Origin of the sequence: Roseibacillus persicicus (genome assembly GCF_014651675.1) — a bacterium.
Taxonomy (GTDB): Bacteria; Verrucomicrobiota; Verrucomicrobiia; order Verrucomicrobiales; family Akkermansiaceae; genus Roseibacillus; species Roseibacillus persicicus.
In genome coordinates this window covers 158,781-176,106 of the sequence record NZ_BMXI01000002.1, presented here as the reverse complement: position 1 = coordinate 176,106, position 17,326 = coordinate 158,781, and the positions used below count along the sequence as shown (strand labels likewise).

11 protein-coding genes are annotated in these 17,326 nt (G+C 56.0%); 7 read left to right on the top strand and 4 right to left on the bottom strand.

The genetic code is table 11. The features are described from left to right. Positions 1–5: 5 nt before the first annotated feature. Together IE099_RS03035 and IE099_RS03030 are read right to left on the bottom strand one after the other, a co-directional pair. On the bottom strand, positions 6–572 hold the full coding sequence (locus tag IE099_RS03035) for a polysaccharide biosynthesis/export family protein (protein ID WP_189567241.1): 567 nt from the start codon (positions 570–572) through the stop codon (positions 6–8). Positions 573–575: 3 nt separating this feature from the next. Beyond that, positions 576–1,772, bottom strand: coding sequence for an outer membrane beta-barrel protein (locus tag IE099_RS03030; RefSeq protein WP_189567239.1), 1,197 nt, complete (start codon positions 1,770–1,772; stop codon positions 576–578). 439 nt (positions 1,773–2,211) lie between these two features. Here IE099_RS03030 and IE099_RS03025 point away from each other — a divergent pair, with 439 nt between their 5' ends. The 5 genes from IE099_RS03025 to IE099_RS03005 are packed head-to-tail and all read left to right on the top strand — an operon-like array spanning position 2,212 to position 7,836. Then, positions 2,212–3,546 (top strand): hypothetical protein, encoded by a 1,335-nt coding sequence (locus tag IE099_RS03025; RefSeq protein WP_189567237.1) that lies wholly within the window; start codon positions 2,212–2,214, stop codon positions 3,544–3,546. Positions 3,547–3,606: 60 nt separating this feature from the next. Next, a complete protein-coding gene (locus IE099_RS03020; protein WP_189567235.1) occupies positions 3,607–4,965 on the top strand; it encodes a lipopolysaccharide biosynthesis protein in 1,359 nt (452 codons plus the stop codon). Positions 4,966–4,978: 13 nt separating this feature from the next. Further along, a complete protein-coding gene (locus IE099_RS03015) occupies positions 4,979–5,821 on the top strand; it encodes a class I SAM-dependent methyltransferase (protein ID WP_189567233.1) in 843 nt (280 codons plus the stop codon). Further along, complete coding sequence (locus IE099_RS03010) at positions 5,818–6,576, top strand: PIG-L deacetylase family protein (RefSeq protein WP_189567231.1); 759 nt, start codon at positions 5,818–5,820, stop codon at positions 6,574–6,576. Before IE099_RS03015 ends, IE099_RS03010 begins: the two co-directional genes overlap by 4 nt. 18 nt (positions 6,577–6,594) lie before the next feature. After that, complete coding sequence (locus tag IE099_RS03005; RefSeq protein WP_189567228.1) at positions 6,595–7,836, top strand: glycosyltransferase; 1,242 nt, start codon at positions 6,595–6,597, stop codon at positions 7,834–7,836. Positions 7,837–7,848: 12 nt separating this feature from the next. Here IE099_RS03005 and IE099_RS03000 read toward each other — a convergent pair whose 3' ends face one another. Together IE099_RS03000 and IE099_RS02995 are read right to left on the bottom strand one after the other, a co-directional pair. Continuing rightward, positions 7,849–9,123: a glycosyltransferase family protein gene (locus IE099_RS03000; RefSeq protein WP_189567226.1), complete on the bottom strand. Its 1,275-nt coding sequence runs from the start codon at positions 9,121–9,123 to the stop codon at positions 7,849–7,851. 14 nt (positions 9,124–9,137) lie between these two features. Beyond that, positions 9,138–10,343: a glycosyltransferase family 4 protein gene (locus IE099_RS02995; protein WP_189567224.1), complete on the bottom strand. Its 1,206-nt coding sequence runs from the start codon at positions 10,341–10,343 to the stop codon at positions 9,138–9,140. 648 nt (positions 10,344–10,991) lie between these two features. Here IE099_RS02995 and IE099_RS02990 point away from each other — a divergent pair. Together IE099_RS02990 and IE099_RS02985 are read left to right on the top strand one after the other, a co-directional pair. Further along, on the top strand, positions 10,992–13,616 hold the full coding sequence (locus IE099_RS02990) for a PA14 domain-containing protein (protein ID WP_189567222.1): 2,625 nt from the start codon (positions 10,992–10,994) through the stop codon (positions 13,614–13,616). 258 nt (positions 13,617–13,874) lie between these two features. Beyond that, the gene (locus IE099_RS02985) at positions 13,875–17,192 is read left to right on the top strand and encodes a LamG-like jellyroll fold domain-containing protein (RefSeq protein WP_189567221.1); all 3,318 of its coding nucleotides are present in this window, start codon (positions 13,875–13,877) and stop codon (positions 17,190–17,192) included. Positions 17,193–17,326: the final 134 nt, after the last annotated feature.

The following is a 17,326-nucleotide window of genomic DNA, read 5'->3' as shown; positions in this document are numbered from 1 at the left end:
GACAACTAGAAGAGGCCTTCAGGGACATTGATGGAATCGCCTTTCACTAGAACGATGTCTTTCTTGGCGCCTTGGATAATTTCTTTCAAATTGATGGTATAGACCTTCCCGCTGGAGGCCCGGCGCAAGGTCACTTTTTTGATATTGGCAATATCAGTTGCCCCGCCTGCCATATTGATTACTTGGGAAAGGGTGACGGGCTGGTTGTGGGGTAGGGTAAAGATTCCCGGGCTGGCAACTTCGCCCCCGACCGAGACCGTTTGCACTTGGCGCTGGGTGATGCGCACGGTCACCTGCGGCCGGACGAGGTAGCCATCCTTCAACTTCGCCTCAATGAGCGACTCGGCGGAAGTTGTGGTGCGGCCCGACAACTTGACCGCTCCAATCAAAGGCATGGAGAGGGTGCCATCCGAAGCCAACTGGCCAGCGGTATCGAGATCCGGCTCGCGATGAACCGAGATCCTCACCGTATCGGTCGAGCTGATGAGACCGCTCATCGCCTGCCCATTCTGCGCACTGGTAAAGGGGGAGAAAAGGATGAGAATTAAAAGAGAGAGAAGCGTTTTCATCATCTGTTAGAATCGATAGTTCATGGAAAGCCCCAATTGCTGATTGCTATAACCGAACCCGGGATCAGAGGAATCGTTCTTCGACCACTGATAGAGGAATGCGATCTCAGCATCCTCACTGAGAGCATATCTCACACTGGGGCGAATATAGGTGATGGTGTCTTCCCGCCCCGAAGAGTCACCTCCAACGACATTGAAATAATCCGCCGATTCGCGACCAGCCTCCAGCGCCACACTCCATCCATCCCGCAAACGCTGATTCACCCCAGCCCGAATTCCGACCAGCTTGTAGTTCTCCCCTTCCAAAGCGGAGGAAGTCTCCTCGCGACGATAGGCCTCTAGGAAAAAAGCGGTCTTAGCCCGTGGAGTCCAATCCACGCGGGCGGCAAGATAAGGTTCCGAACCCGAGCCAGATTCATAATTGCGATGCTCCAAACCACCCGCCAGCGAGAAGCGAAGCTTGGAACGGGGAGCCCAGTTCACTTGCGTTCCGAAACGCTGATATGTCTGTGAGCCCGCACCATCGACTTCGATCTTGCCGATTCGATAGGCCAGCTCAACTTCGGTCTTCGGCGAATAGCGATAGGCAGCGGCGATGCCGAAAGAGGATTGGTAGAAATCGAAGAAGCCCGGCTCCACCAAATCAATTACGGAGCGGTCGGCGGAGACGATGTAGGACACCTTCCCCTTCGGGCTATAGACAGCTTCAATGCCCCCACCCCACTCATATCGGTCGGAGGCTCCGCCGATATCGGCACTGGGGCTCCCCAGCTTTGCCCAGCGGGCGGAGTAGGCCAAAGCCACACTTTTCCCCTTGATGCCGCCTTCCATCGTGACGCGGTTGTCGATGCGGCTGTCTTCCTGGCGGGAAAGGTAGAGAACCACCGCGCCTTCGTAGGCGAGGCGCAACCAAGCCTTGTCCCGCTCACCCACGGTCCAGCCGATGGTCGGCTCAATCTGCGCAACCGCGCTCGCGGTCTCATTGTCCGGGGTTTGGAAAATGTTGTTGTCGTAGGCCAGCGAGGTCACGAGCGAGATATCGAGGCCCTCTTTCGTGCTTGCCGAACGAGTTCCCGCACTCTGCACCGCCCGACGATCCAATTTGCTGTCCAGCCTTTGACTTGAAAGATCCTGTCCGTGCCCCAGCGAAACCCCTCCTATGACAAGGAAAGTAAACAATGGGCGGGCAAGCACAGAAATCATTTTTTGAAATTTCGTCACAAGGCAGTCCAAAGTTATAAAATTTTATTCCATTTAACAAATCATTTCACACCTCTTGACTAATTTTCTGATCTGAGAATCCCAAGCTCCAGAAAAAACACCGTTCTCCGAATTCGCAAACCACTCATAACTAGGACCATACAACCCAACAGAAGAACCTCACCAAAAACGCCCAGCGATAAGCAATTTTCAGAAAGCCACTCAACCATTAATTGCGTTCCCCAAAAGCACCCCACCCACCTGTTCCCGGTTGAATTTAGCCGTCTCCGACCGAAACCGCGTCATTCCGCGAGCAAAATCAGCTTCCGTTTCGCTTTACCCCAGAAGGCCGCTCTGGCACTTATGAACCGCTGTGGATTACATCCGATTTCATTGCCCCTCTTGCAACCACCTCCTTGTTGTTCCTCCGGAAGCTTCGGGCATGTCCGGCCCCTGCCCGAATTGCCACAGCTTCATTCAAGGCCCCAACTTTTACTCTCCCCCGCAACCCCAGCCGCTCAACCCACCCGTGCCGGAAGAGCAGGATTTCACTCTTCCCATCGAAGACTTTGGAGCGCCCGCACCCCAAGCACAGAATCCTCCACCGGCACAGCCAGCCCCAGAGAATCCGTCGCCAGAAGAACCCGCCCCCACCCCAACTGCTTTCGCCAAATCCGCTCCGGTCCAACCCACTCCAGCTGACCGTGCCCCTCAACAAGTGGAGCCCGCTCCGCTCCCCGAACGCCTTCCCGAACCGGAACCTCGCCCTTCCGACGCGCCCCTATTCGACGAGTCCGAAGCGCATCCGGCAAAAGCAAATTCTACCAACACTCGCAGCAAGGCATCCCTCTCTCTTTTGCAAGCCTTCCTCCTATGCTTCTTCTCATCGGTGGCCTTCTTCATCCTCGGGTTCTTTCTCGGCAAGACGGGAGCCGTCAGCTGGCAGGAAATCCTGGACGCTTCGAAAGCCCAGCAGGAAGGCGGAGACGAACTGGCGGACAATCCTTCACCGGCAGGAAACTTCGCCGCCAATACCGACCTGTCCCCTTCACTCCCCGAAAAGAAAGAACCAGAGACCAACCCCAACCAAGCGGAAGTCGCGACCGCGCGCGCCAGTCTGGAGGCCTTTCTCGCGGCGGGAACGTGGACCACGCGAAGCGCCTTCGTTCTTTTTCCAGACCAAATCCTGCCCCACATGGAGGCCAGCGCCGAGGTTCACGGGGATGGCCCCTATCAGGTCGATTCCATCCGCTTGGAGATGGACGAGCCCGACATGAAGGTCTTTCAGCTCAAGGCCCCCCAGCTCCCCGCCGAATTCAGCGTCATCCTCATCAAGGTCGACGGACACTGGCTCGTGGACTGGGAAGGGTTTGCGGACTTCTATCACGATCGGTTGCGGGCCTTCGCCGGAGGAATGGATGGAGCCATGAAGGGAGTCTTCCGCGTGCTACTTAAACCAGCTCCCGGGGAGACCTCTCCTTTAAGTCCGGCGCATTGTTTAATCACAACCAACCAAAATCCTGAGATCTACCCCATCACCTCCGCCACGGATTCGCCCGCCCGAAAGAATCTGGCCGAGATCTTTCAATCCTATCTGCAAGGGGATCGCGCAAGATTCGAAGAAGCGATGGAGGAAGATGGAATCCCCCTCATTATCGAAATCTCCCGCAACGGAGCCAGCAACCCAACCCTTCGGCTGGAAAAAATCATAGCCACCACCTGGGCTCCCAAACCTCCGGAAAAATCAGGACAAGGCGACTCATCAAGCTTTTACTAATCGTCAAAAGATGTTAAGGAAAGGTCTCGAAGTCGGTTCTGGAAGAGAATCGCCCCCTCCATGAACGAGACAAACCCAGAGCAAAACGAGGCCGGTAGTCAGCGGCGCAATCGCGCGATCACCAGTGCCATCGCGACCTCTCTGGCGTCAAAAATCGGGACTGTCGTTCTCCAATTCGTCTCGATTCCGATCGCCTACCGGACTCTGGGGGAGGAGACCTTTGGTCTCTACGCAACCATCGCGGTCTCCATTGGCACCGTCATTCTTTTCCAGATCGGTATCGGGCCCGCATTGACCCACGGCATCTCCCGCGCCCTCACTGCCAAGGACGACCTCTTGGAGAAACAATACTTCTCCACTTCCTGGTTTCTCCTCCTCATCCTCACTTTAATAGGAGGACTGGTCGCGGGGCTGGTGCTCACCTTCGTTCCCCTCACCTTTTTCTTCGGGGAGCATTATGCCGGTCTCGAACCCAAGCTTCTGCCCGGGCTGTGGCTGGCTTTGGGAATTGTTCTCTTGGAGATTATTCTCAGTCACACCGAACGGGCCCGGGAAGGTTTTCTACAGGTCCACATCAACAACACCTTCGGGGCAGCCGGCAATATTCTGGGCGCAATCACCATTGCGATCGGGATCCACTATTTCCAAACCATCGAGTTTCTCATCATTGCCATCTTCGGGACTCGGGCGCTGGCTCGCATTGCGAACACCATTCATCTCTTTCTGCAACGTCCCGACCTCGCTCCCAAACTTCAGTATTTCGAGAAGCCACTTTCCCGCGAGATGCTGTCCGACGGCTTCGCCTTCACCGTCTCGCAATCCCTCACCGGCATCATCGAGATCAACGGCTGCGGCCTTCTGGTGGCGCGCTTCGGGGGGCCGGTTGCCGTGGGCCAGTTTCAAATCCTCATGCAGCTCTCCGGTCTGATGTTGGGAATGATCATCATGTTCACCACCCCGACTTGGCCCGCCATCGTGGATGCCTTTACCCGACGGGACTTTGATTGGGTCAAGCGGGTAACCAAGCGGCTCTGGCTACTGGTGGGCGGATACTGCGGAGCAGCCCTGATTGGTCTCCCCCTGGTGGGCACTTTCATCCTGCCACTGATTTTTGGAAAAGAGTTTCAAGTCACTCCCGCTCTTCTCTTTGCCTTTGGACTCTATTTCGCCACTTCGTCCTGGGGTCACACCAACAACGCCCTCCTCATCGGAGTGGGACTGGTGAAAAAGGCCGCAGTCTATTCCCTTGCCGAGACCAGCATCATCCTCATCCCTGCCGCTATCGGCATTTGCTTCTTTGGCCTTTCCGGACTCTTTGTTGGAATGGCCCTCGCAATGATTGCCATTACTGGCTGGATCTTCCCCCTGATGCTCATCAATCGCATCCGAACCGAATCCCTCACCCCAGCTATTGTTTGAAATCCCCTGAACCATGTCCGAACTCCCCAAACTCAATTTGGGTTGTGGCCGACGCTTCCACCCCGACTGGGACAACTTAGATTTTGTCCCGCGGATTGAAGGCGTCATCGTCCACGACCTCACCACTCCCCTCCCCTACTCCACCTACGGCGTCGAGTGCTGCCATACAGCACATGTCCTCGGCCACTTTCGCGACGATGTCGTGGAAACCTTCCTTAAAGAGCAATTCCGGGTTCTGCGACCAGGCGGCATCGCCCGCTTCGCGGTCCCCGACCTCCAGCAGGTCGTGCAACAATACCGCGAACTGATCGGGCCCCTCTGCGAAGGCGATTATGAACGCGCCGCTGATTACGAATGGAACCTCATCGAGCTTCACGACCAGATCGGGCGCTCCGAATACGGCGGAAAGCTCGCAAAATTTCTCGCGCAGGATCCCGTGCCCAATCCCGACTACGTCATCTCCCGAATCGGAGAAGAAGGTCGCGATCTCATCGAAGGGCGGGTGGACGAGTCCATCATTCAGACCCGCCCCCAACTCGATCATCTTGGCCACTACTTCCAAAAGGCCCGCCTGAAACTGACCCGCGGAGTGGTGAGAATCCTCGCGGGTAAGGAAGCCGCTCTCGCCTTCCGCGAAGGGTGCTTCCGTCGCTTCTCCGGCGAGGTGCAATGGCGCATCTACGACCAATACTCCCTCACCCGCGACCTTCTCGCGATTGGGTTTTTCGATATTCGAAAGGTTCACCACGATGAGAGCCGTATTCCCAACTTCAAGAGCTACTGCTTCGACAGCGACGAACAAGGCATTGAACGAAAACCGGAATCACTCTATCTGGAAGCAACCAAACCTGAATGAAGAGCCATCGCTATTACCGAGCTGCCCGCAAACTCGTCCGGCCTATCCGGCGGGTGCTGCAGAGTTCATCCCCCTGCTGCTCGCCGGATGACTTCGGCAGTTCGGTCATGGTGCTCATCGCCCACCCTGACGATGAGGTCTTCTGCTCCGGTTTAATCTGCGAGCTCCTTTCCATGGGAAAAGAGGTCCACCTCGTATCCATGACCCGTGGCGAAGGTGGAGAACGGGGTGAAATCGCGGATGACGCCAAACTCGCCAGCGTGAGGGAGCGGGAACTTGATTGCGCAGCAGAAGCGCTGGAGGTCACCAGCCTCACCTTCCTGGATTACCTCGACCCCATCAGTGAGACAGGAGAACTGTCGGAGCCCGAACACGACAGCTCCGAGCTACTGGCGGAACTCTCGCAATTGCTCGCGAGTAAGAACGCGGAGGATCTGGTGACCCACGGTTCCAGCGGCGAGTACTGGCACCCGGCTCATCTTTGCCTCCATCGGCATGCCAGGCTTCTCACCCGCCGCCTGGCCAACCTGCAACTCTGGACTTTCAATGCCTGGTCTCCCCAGCATCCGTTGCCCGCGGTTCTCAATCAAGACGACGTCTCCAACTTGTCATTGGATGGCTCGGCCTATCAGGAAAGGCGTCTTCGCTCACTGAGCTGTCATTTCTCTCAAAAGGACGTTTTCCAACGATTTGCCAACGGCACTCTGGAGGACTTCATCAAACTCACCACTACCGAAAACTACCGCAAGCGATAGTTTCCTCCCCCTCCATCCATGAAGCTCCTTTCCCTTTCCGCATCCGATCTCTCAGGAGGGGCCGCCGTGGCCGCCACTCGTCTCCATCTGGGACTCAAGGCCGACGGAATGGATTCCACCCTGATCGTGGGCGAAAAGATGGGAGGAGATCCCGACACCATCGGGCTCGATAACAACCTGACTTTTTCTCTCCGGCGCAATCTCGATCTCGCTCCGCTCAAGCTGGACCAGGCTCCCGAATCAATTAGCTACCGCTCTCTCGCCTGGTTGCCGAACAAGAAACTCGAGCGAGCCATCGCCGCCCGCAATCCCGATCTGATTCATCTCCACTGGACTCAAAACGGCTTCATGCCACTCTCCCTGCTAGATAAGCTGACGGCTCCGCTGGTGTGGACCTTCCACGATCTTTGGCCCGTTTGCGGGGCCTTGCACCATGAGTATCAGAACGATCTCCGCTATCACGAAGGCTATACTGCGGCAAATCGTCCGAGGTCCCGGCGTGGTTTGGATCTCGATCGCCGCGTAGCGCTCCGGAAGGAAAAAGCGTATAAAGAGCATAACATCGAGGCCATCGTTCCCAGCCACTGGATGGCGGAGCAAGTCCGCAAGTCCAGCCTTTGGCGGGACCGCCCGTTGACCGTAATCCCAATCGGGCTGGACACCCAAATCTTCAAGCCCCTGCAAAAGGCCGCCGCGCGCGACCTGCTCAATCTCCCGGCTGATAAGAAACTCATTCTCTTCGGAGCCATGTATGCCGGCTCGGATAAGAACAAAGGCTACCACCAACTGCGGGAGGCTCTCGAACAACTCAATTTATCTAAAGACGAAATCGAGCTCGCCGTTTTCGGGATGTCCGCTCCCGCCGAAGGAGAATCCCCCCTCCCCTATCCCGCCCACTGGATGGGAGTCCTGCGTGATCAATTCACCCTTGCAGCCCTCTACTCCGCGGCCGATGTGATGGTGGTGCCCTCACTCCAAGAGTCCTTCGGTCAAACTGCATCGGAAGCCCTCTCCTGCGGCACCCCAGTGGTCGCTTTCGACACTTCAGGTCTCAAGGACATCGTCGACCACGAGCAGAACGGTTACCTCGCAGAGCCCTTTGAGCCTAGCGACCTCGCGGAAGGAATTCGCTTCGTCCTGGCCGATACCGCCCGCTACGAGACCCTCTGCGAGAATGCCCGCGAAAAGGTAGTTTCTACTTTCAGCCTTCCTCAAGTCGTGAAAAAACACCGTGAGGTCTACGAGAAGCACTTGGCCTGACCAAGCCGCACTCTACTCGCCGACTGCTACTGACTTTTTCGCTCCGAGCTCCAGCAACTCGGCGAAGACTTCATCGAGTCGTTTCCGATCATGCAGCGCGTGGTAGTCCGCATAGCGCTTCTTGAGTTCCTTGCCCTCCCAGTCTTCTCCGGCGAGAACCTTTCGAATCGCTTGCTCGCCTTCGGCCACACTTCCCTGTTCAATGGTCAAGCCCATCCCGAATTCCTCCACGCGACCACCCACACATTCCCCCTTCGTAGCGATCAGGGGACGCTCGAATATCGCTCCTTTGGTCAAGGCATTGCTGCTGCCCTCGAAGTCCTCGTAGGCGGCATAGATAACGTCGAAGACTTTGATCAATGAGTTGAAATCCGCGCCATCATTCACCCGCTCACCGGGCAGCTGGAGGTAGAGATTATTGAGTTCTCCCGAATCAACTTTGGCCTGTATCGCCGTGCAGTAGGCTTGCTCTTCTTCGCTGCAAGTCTCCTTGGCATACTTGCCAGCAGCGACAAAGAACCAGTCCTCGCGACCCGCAACCGCTTCCGCTATTTTCAGCATGGTGAGAAATCCCTTCCTTTTCTCAAGGCTCACCATCCCGATAATCTTGCGTCCAGCGGCTTGCTTGATCACCTCCAGGGCGAATGGACTGGGGACTTCTGGCGGGTTCTCATTCGTGATATCCGGAAAGGCGATGATCTTCTTCCCAGTTTCATGGGCCATCGCTTCGCTAAAACGCTCATCGAGGATTCCCACCGCAACGCAGTTCGGATTGCGAAGACTGCGATCCCCTTTCGCGGCCTTGCGCACCGAGCTGAGGGTCCCACCGAAGTGATGATTGCGAAAATAAAGGCCCGACCAAGGTACACCCAGCTTATTGGCCAATTTGGTGGATGGTTGGAAGCGGAGATAGGAGTCCAACCAGGGCAAGAAAACGAAATCCACTTTCGCGCCACTCGCTTTGCTCGCCGTATCGATGGCTTTCTTTAGACAATTCCACCGCACCACCGTGCTAACCGGATCATGGTCTTGCCCAGGACGGAAGTAGGCTTTGTCGGGGTCATCGAGCTGACCGACAATCACTCGAGTATCGAAATCGAGGTCCATCCTTTTGCAAATCTGCCGGACCTCGCTTTCGAATTCGCCGGGCTCACGGCAGAGCCCCATCACCCGGTGACCCAGGCGCAAGAGGGAGGCGGTGAACTCAAAAAAGTAGGTCGGGTGGTGGCCATCCCAACGCGGATCCGCAAGCACGACAGTCTTGGGGGTAGGGTCGTTTGCATTCATGTTCGGAGAGTGTTTTACTTCTCGAGTTGCTTCATCAGGTCCTCGAAGCGGTTGCCAATCAACTTCACATCAAATGTCTTTTCCGCATAGGACCGCGCCCGTTCCGCCATTGCATCAGCCATTGGTCTGTCGTTGTAAAGCTTCTCGGCTGCATCCCAGAATCCGGCCTCATCAGCTGGTCCCACGGTCAGCCCCGCTTCTTCCTCCCGGATGATGCGAGCTGCCAGATTCACCTCCGGCACCGCCAGAAGAATGGGCTTCTTCGCGCAAAGGTAGGTGAGCACTTTGCTTGGCACGGAAAAGACCCCGGCATCTTCCTCCAGCACGCCGGTGAGAACATCACCACTGGCCAAGACTTGGGGAAGTTTGTCAAAAGGTTGATAGCCTAACAGAATCAAGTTCGAGAGTCCCTTGGCCTCCTTTTGCTCCTTGAGCCAATCCGATCCCATGCCTTCGGATATTACGACGACCCGCACTTCGTCGTTGTCTTTGAATCGCTCCGCCACCCCTAACAAAAGGTTGGGATTGTGCTTCATCCCCAGCGTTCCAGTGTAAAGCACCACGAACTTGCCGGTGAGGTTTTGCTCCGCAGCCCAAGCATTGTCCTTGGGATCGACCGGAAGATTTTCCAAGGGCGCCCAGTTGGGAATCACGGTAACCTTGTCTGCGGCTACTCCAAACTCATCCACCATGATGGGCTTGAAATCCTCGGTGATGGCCACCACGTGGTCCGAGGCTTGGAGATGCTTGCGATCCAAGCCTTTGTAGTAATTGCCAATCAATCCTCCCAAGACGGGAATCTTTTTGCGAACGAGTTTATCGACCGCGATGCTGTAAAAGTCCTGACACCAATAAACAAACTTGGCCCCCACTGCCTGGCTGCCCGCCAGCACTCCCGTTTGAGATTCGGTGGGAGTATTGGCGGAAATAACGAGCTCGGGTTTCCACTCGCGGATCATCTTCGCCGCAGACTGCCCATACTCAATCTCCATCGCCCGGCGCTTGATGAAGGAATACTTAAACTTCGCATAGTCAGGGCTCATCGGCACCTCGAAGGAATCGAAGCTATCGGGATCGCTCTCGCGCTTTTGCAGCTCACCGCGGGGAGTTTGCAAGCCACCGGCATAAGCATGGCGGACATGGTGACCGCGACTGGCGAGCTCGCGGCTAAGTTGCACCTGAAAAGGGTGTCCGGCGTAATCGTGAACAAGAATTTTCATCAAGGGGGATCGGTAAGGGGCCGCCTCCGAGCCTTCACCCGACACGCAACCGCCGCTGCGAGTTTACCCAATAAGAGGTATCTTGAACACTCTTAGTTTGGAAATTTAAGAAACAAAGAAAACCGAAGCTCAGAAAGCGTGGCTCTCCCTAGAAGATAAACACCCCCTTGGGGTAGCCCCTTCAAACCTCACAACGCGCCCGACGAACTGGCGGGAACTGTCTCATCACAAGGTGCTGGGCCACGGGATCAACACGATGGATTAGGACGACGCAGCTTTGCTCAGGCAAGACTGACTCTCCGAGTATGCTCACCCTTCTTCGTCGCAGACGTTAGCAGTAACGAACCCTTCATGCATCCAACGGCAGTTCTCTCACGGGGACTGCCGTTTTCTATTTCGCTTCAAGGCGAAAGAAAGAGCGAAAAAGGCGGAAACAATCTCTTCCTTTTGGAGATAGTAGGATCGAAGCCGCCATTCACGCCGCGTTGAAGACCCCATCTCCAGCTGAGAAGGGTTCGTCGTTTTGGACCAAAACTGATTCCCAATCAAATGAGCCAAATAAGAAACCTCCTGCCTGCCATTTTAACAAGTCTCTCTCTGCCTCTTTGCGCTGAGTCGTTTTTCCAACCTTCGAAACTCCAAGAATAAATGAATACTTTCAAATCCCTATCTGCCAGTCTCTTGGTGCTGATACTCGGCCTCATCTTTGTATTCTTTCCCAAGAAAGATCACCCTCAGCCACCTCAGGCCACTAAGCAATCCGGGAGCTTCTCTCACCGCATTTCCCACGGAACCGCCCGGCCTGCGGATTCTCTTGCGATGATCCGATTCGACGAGTGGATGCAGTCTCAATTGGCTAAGCCGGTGCAGGATATCGACTTGACCGAGGCACGACCGCTCGCAGAAGCACGGGGAGCGGCTATGGCGGAACTCATTCAACGCGAGCCAGCGGCAGCGTTGAAAGCAGCGCTTTCCTGGCAAGAATGGTTATCCCTCCCGGAAGAATTGCAGGCGCTGGTCGAGCAACCATTTAGTCTTCGCGGGGAGTATGCGGTCTACTCCGGTTGTGGGGACAACGAAGGACGCCACCGCCATTGGTTCCAGTCGGGCGAAGAAGCTCTACGTGTCTTTCCGACCGCCTCATGGAGAGATGTCATCACCAAGCACGACCTGCCCGTGCAAGGGATCCGAGTGGGCGAGGTGGCCACCTTCTTTCCAGGACCAATTCAGATCCTAAGTGAAACTGATCGCGAAGCGGTGATGGAACACTTTCCCCTGCGGGATGAAGGTGGGGTGCCGGTTGCTCTCTTGGGTGGCGAATTGCTCGCGGCCAATGAGACAAAAATCAAGGAGGTTGCCGCAGACCTTGAGCAGGCACTCGGTATGATTGGCCCACATACGGTGAATGCCGGGCTTGCGGTGGCGTTCAGCAGCGGCGCAAGCAACGGAGGAGGGGTCATCGGGGCGGCCTCTCAGGCCTCTCTTGATTGGAGCGCCACCCCCAAGCGGGTGATCGTCATCCGCTGTGATTTTTCCGACCTTTCGGGCGAAGCTCTGTCGGCAGCCACGGCTTCGGATTATCTGGAAATTTGTTCGGACTGGGTGGCTGACAACTCCTACGGCAAGAGCAGCCTGATCAATCGCACGGTTACCTCCGAAGTCATTCGGCTACCAAAAACAACGGCCGAATACGCTGCTCTTGGAAACTCAAAAAGCGGAACGCTGGCGACCGATGCTCGAGGTGCCGCCCTCGCGGCCGGATATGCCGTGAACGACTTTGATTTCGTGGTCTACGCATATCGGACCAACTCAAACATTGGGGCAGGATTCGCTAGCATTGGCGGTCGTGATCAGTGGGAAGGGGTAGCGAGCGAAAACACCTACATGCATGAGTTCGGACACAACTACGGTCTCGGGCATGCCAACTTCTGGGTGCGCAATCAGGCTGGCGGGGATTGGAATGAAGTGAGAGGAGTAAACACAAGTCTCGGGGCCGCAGGGAACGACGAATACGGAGATGTCTTTGACCTGATGGCAGTCCATTATCGCCAGCGCCCGGGGATCGAGAATGTGTGGCCCAACGGCCACTTTGCGATGAGCAGCAAGAAAATTCTCGGGTGGATCGAGGACAGTCGGGTCGAGGAGGTCACCAAAACGAGCACCTATCGCATCTATCGATTCGATCATCCTGACACCAATCCCAACCAGAAGGTCGGACTGACATTCCTGACTGGACAAGGCAAACGCATCTGGGCGGGGTTGCGGCGGAACTTCCCCAGCAACCACACTCTCAGTACCGGTGCCTACATGGTGTGGCAGCACAGTGATCGGAATCATCGCCAGATCGACTGCACGCCTTTTTCCCAGATTGATGGCATCCTGGAGGACAACTACGACCACGCCGACTTTGATCGCGATGACTCGGCACTCGCGGAGGGAGCCTCATGGACCAGCCCCGATGGTTCGGTGCGTGTCACCAACACCGGACTTGGTGGGATATCGCCCAATGAATATCTCGACCTTCGCGTTGAATTTCTAAAAGCGAACGCAAACCACGTCACACTCTCCACGGATCCAAACGGAGAAAGTCCCGGTCTGACCGGAAGCTACTTCAACGAACGTCTACGGGCGACAAACTCCTTGGACTGGAACACAACTAGCACTCCTAGCGGGACTCGGGTCGACCCCAGTATTACCTTTCGGGAAAATGACTTCGGTGACCGCGCCGCCCTGGGCATCACTGGCGGGAACGATACAGATTGGAGTCATTTCTCCGTGCAATGGGACGGCTACCTTCATGTCCCACACGGGACCGAGCAGACCTTGAGGTTGTTCAGTGACGATGGGACGAAGCTTTGGATCGATCTGGATTCCGATGGCACGCTTGGATCAACTGCAGACGAGCTGGTGATCGACAACTCTTTCGGCCTTTCATCCTATACTGTTCCGATTCCCGCAGGTTCCTACAAGATGCGTTTGCAATACGAAGAGGCCGCAGGAAGGAACTACTGTGTCCTCGAGTTTGGCGACCAAGGCAGCAAAGGATCTGGAGACTTCGAACTCTATCAAGAAGCGACCTTGGAGAATCGCGGGCTCACCGCCAGCTTCGTTAACAGTAGCCTACGTAACAACACTTCCCAAAGCGATTGGCGCACTAGCCAGACGATCTCGGGCACTCGCACCGAAGCCATGCCCCTTTATTGGGACAATACTATGGGCACGGCTTCCTCAATGGGCATCTCGAGCAATAGCTATTCGCATTGGATCAACTAGTCGGTCCAATACGACGGGTGGATCAAAGTTCTACGCCGAACGCGCTTTCTGACCTACGGGGCAGACGGAACACGCTTCTGGATCGATAGCAACAATGACGGATCCTTTGCCTCCACTGCTCCCGAGTATCACTCTGGCAATTGGGGGGAAAATGGGAAAGCGCGTTATAGTCCGTTCAGCGATTGGATCGATCCGGGCGTCTACCGCCTCCGCATTCAGCGCGAACAAGATAGTGACAGCGGGAATCGCTGGGCCTTCATGGGTCAACCCGAGGCCTCGCTCAATTCAGCCTCTGCCCTAGAGCTGCAAGGCGACGGTCACGCTACTGCTCTGCCCGGAGCCACCATTTCGGGAAACTTTACGGTCGAGGCTTGGATCCGGCCGGATGACATCTCTGGGAGCAAGACTTTCTTCAGCACCCGCACCATGACTTCGAACTATGGCACGACCTTGAAGGTGCGTGATGGGACTGAATTCATTGGCCACCTCGGGGACGCCGTCGAATGGAAGGAGTCCGGGGCCAGCGTCACGCAGACTTATCGCGCAGGGGAATGGATCCACGTGGCCTATGCGGTCTCGCCGAGCGACTACTCGATCTATCTCAATGGCTCTCTGGCAGCGAGCGGGCCCCTGAGTGGACCAGCCGTGCTCACCGACCCCAATCACCCGGTAAGCATTGGGAGAGATGGGATGTTTGGAGAAAATTTCGTTGGCCTGATAGACGAGCTGCGGATTTGGGATGTCACGCGCACCGGAGAGCAAATTGCCTCCACCCTGCGCCGCTCAATCAGTGCTCACACCCCGGGGCTGGAGTCCTACTGGCGTATGGACACCATCGCGGCAAATGGAAGCCTCCCAGACCTCAAGGGCGCCCGCGAGGCGACCATTTTGGGCGACAACAGTGACCTCACCGTGAGTCCCGGACCAATCGCAGGGGACGATCACGGCAACGACAGCACTTTCGCCAGTCTATTGCTCCCCGACATCGGGGTGTTGCGCCATGGGAAAATCGAAGAGGGAAACGACCAGGACTGGTTTGAAATTTCTGTAGCAGAAAGTGGCACTTTGGAAGTTTGGACCACAGGTAACCTCGACAGCAAGGGCACCCTTTACGATGGCAGCACGAACGAGATCCTGGCAACACATGACGACATCAATGGCTCGCAAGATCGCAATTTCCGTCTGGTTCAAGAGCTGACGCCTGGCTCCTACTATCTCATGGTGAATTCAGCCGGAACCCACACCGGCGACTATTTGCTCCACTCCAACTTCCATCCGGGAGGCCTGCCCTTCGCCTTCGCGCAGCCCGTGCTTTCGCCCGGCGATGCCATTATACCCATCGGGTTGTTTGACGGTCGAAGCAGCAGTTCACCGGAAGATGGGCAAAATGATGCCGAAAAGGCGATCGACCGCCGGCTCGACACCAAATACTTGAACTTTGGTCGCGAATACTCCGGCTTCATTGTGACGCCAAGGGCCCAACCAGCGGTCGTGCGGGGCTTGGTCATGGCAACCGCAATCGATGAGGAAGGGTTCGATCCTGTCGGCTGGGAGCTATTCGGCACCAATGACCTCATCACTAGCACGGCACACAGCGAAGGCTTGGAAGAACGCTGGAGCTTGATCAGCACCAGCACCACCACCCTGCCTTCCGCGCGCGCAACAGTTGGCAGCTTGAACATTTTCGAAAACAGCACTCCCTATTCGTCCTACAAGCTCCTTATCACCAACATTAAGGACCCTCGCCTCAGCGCGATGCAGATTGGCGAGGTGCAGTTCGTAACGGCAATAGACCTGCCACCTACGCAGGTGACCAGCTTGGCCGATAGCGGTGAGGGCTCCCTCCGCGAAGTGATTTCAACTTTACCTGAAGGTGAACCCATCACCTTCGACCCCAGCCTTTCCGGCGGAGTGCTGCGCTTTGAGAGCGGGCAAATCGCGATCGGCCACCGGCAAATTACCATTGATGCCTCAATGCTCTCCGAGGGGCTGACTTTGCAAGCGAACGAATCCGCCCGCCTCTTCGAACTCGATTCCGAATCAAGTCTCTCCCTCAATGGAGTGAACGTCACTGGGGCAAACCTGCCTGAGTTTTTCTCAGGAGGTGCCATTTGGATGTTCGGGGGAAACCTCACTATTGAAAATGCAGCCTTCTATGGAAATCAAGCAAGCGAGGGCGGAGCAATCTATGCAATGGGCACAAGCAACCTGACGATCCGCAATACGACCTTTGCCCACAATCAGGCTACCACCTTCGGAGGAGCAGTCCGCTTGATAGGCACCTCGGAAGGACTTTTCGAGAACTGCACCTTCAGTGCGAACAGGGCGGGTACGGACGGTGGAGGGCTAAGTTCGGGCGGCAACGTCACGATCCGCAACACCATCATTGCCGGCAATCATGCCGACTTCGGCAATGCGGATAACTTCCACCACTCAGGAACCGAGACCTACGAAGGAGCCAACCTCATAGACGTTGATGCCCTTTTGGCGCCCCTTGGCTTTTACGGAGGCAGCACCCCTTCGATGCCGCCGGAAACGAATTCTTTGGCCATCAACGGAGCGACCGGAAGTTCCATTCCCACCCACGATCAGAACGGATTCGCCCGCCATGGCGGGGCCGACATCGGAGCGACAGAGCATCGACCCTTGAGCATACTGGCATTCGACAAAGAGCCCGAATTTGATCCCGCAAATCCTTACTACGATCTCGCCGCGTGGATTCCTCCCGGACCAGTTTGCTTGGTTGAGTTCAGCGAAGATTTGCAAGTCTTTGAGCCTGACCCAAACGCACAGACTCACTTCTTGGGGTCCGAACCGGATGTCGCTATCTGGCGTCTGCCTCTTTCCCAACAGCGTGTTTTCCTACGCGTCGCTCAATATTCCACGTTCATCAATGGACTCCGCGCCTATTGGAATTTCGAGGGCGACGCCACCAATTCACTCTATGCACACGGCGACGTGGCAGCCGGAGAGAGGCTGAATGGTGTTGCCTTGGGCGACACCTCGTTTGTTGAATCCGGGATTCTCGGCGAAGCGGCGTTCTTCGACGGTAACGGCGATTATGTCAGCGTGTCTGGGGAGATCGTCGAAGACGCCCCCGACGGCAGTTACTCGATCTCTGCTTGGTTCAATCCCAGCGTCGTCCCGGAAGGAAGCACCCGAATGATGGTCTACGAGACGACCCCGAGCTACGCCATCTCTCTTGGGCTCCGCGAGGGAAGCAACAGCGAGGATACTCAGATCCAGTTCTTCACCCAGAGCAGTGACGCTGACAAAATCATCAACTACCCCGTTGCTGACAACACCCTCGCTGGTCGACTCTTCCACAGCCTCCTCACCTTCGACGCCTCAACTGGCAAGATTGCCGCTTACATCAACGGGGTCGAAATCGGCGAAGCACAGAACAACGGCGAAATTGCGGACTTTTCCGGGTTGAACATTGGAACTTACCGAAATGCCACTGGACGATGGTTTCATGGCGCTATTGACGAAATAGCGGTCTGGAATCGTGTCTTAAGTCCAGCCGAAGTAACCCTGCTTTACAATGGAGGTCAGCCGACTCCTCTCACCCCTTAGAAACCGTCCTTCCCTTTCCCACCCCCCGAATAGTTCGAAATGAAGGGTGTTTGGCGTGAATGTCTAACCGAATAAATTGAGTGCGTCAGATGGAGGCTTCATTTTCAACCTCGCCCTCTTCTCCCGGTCCTCAT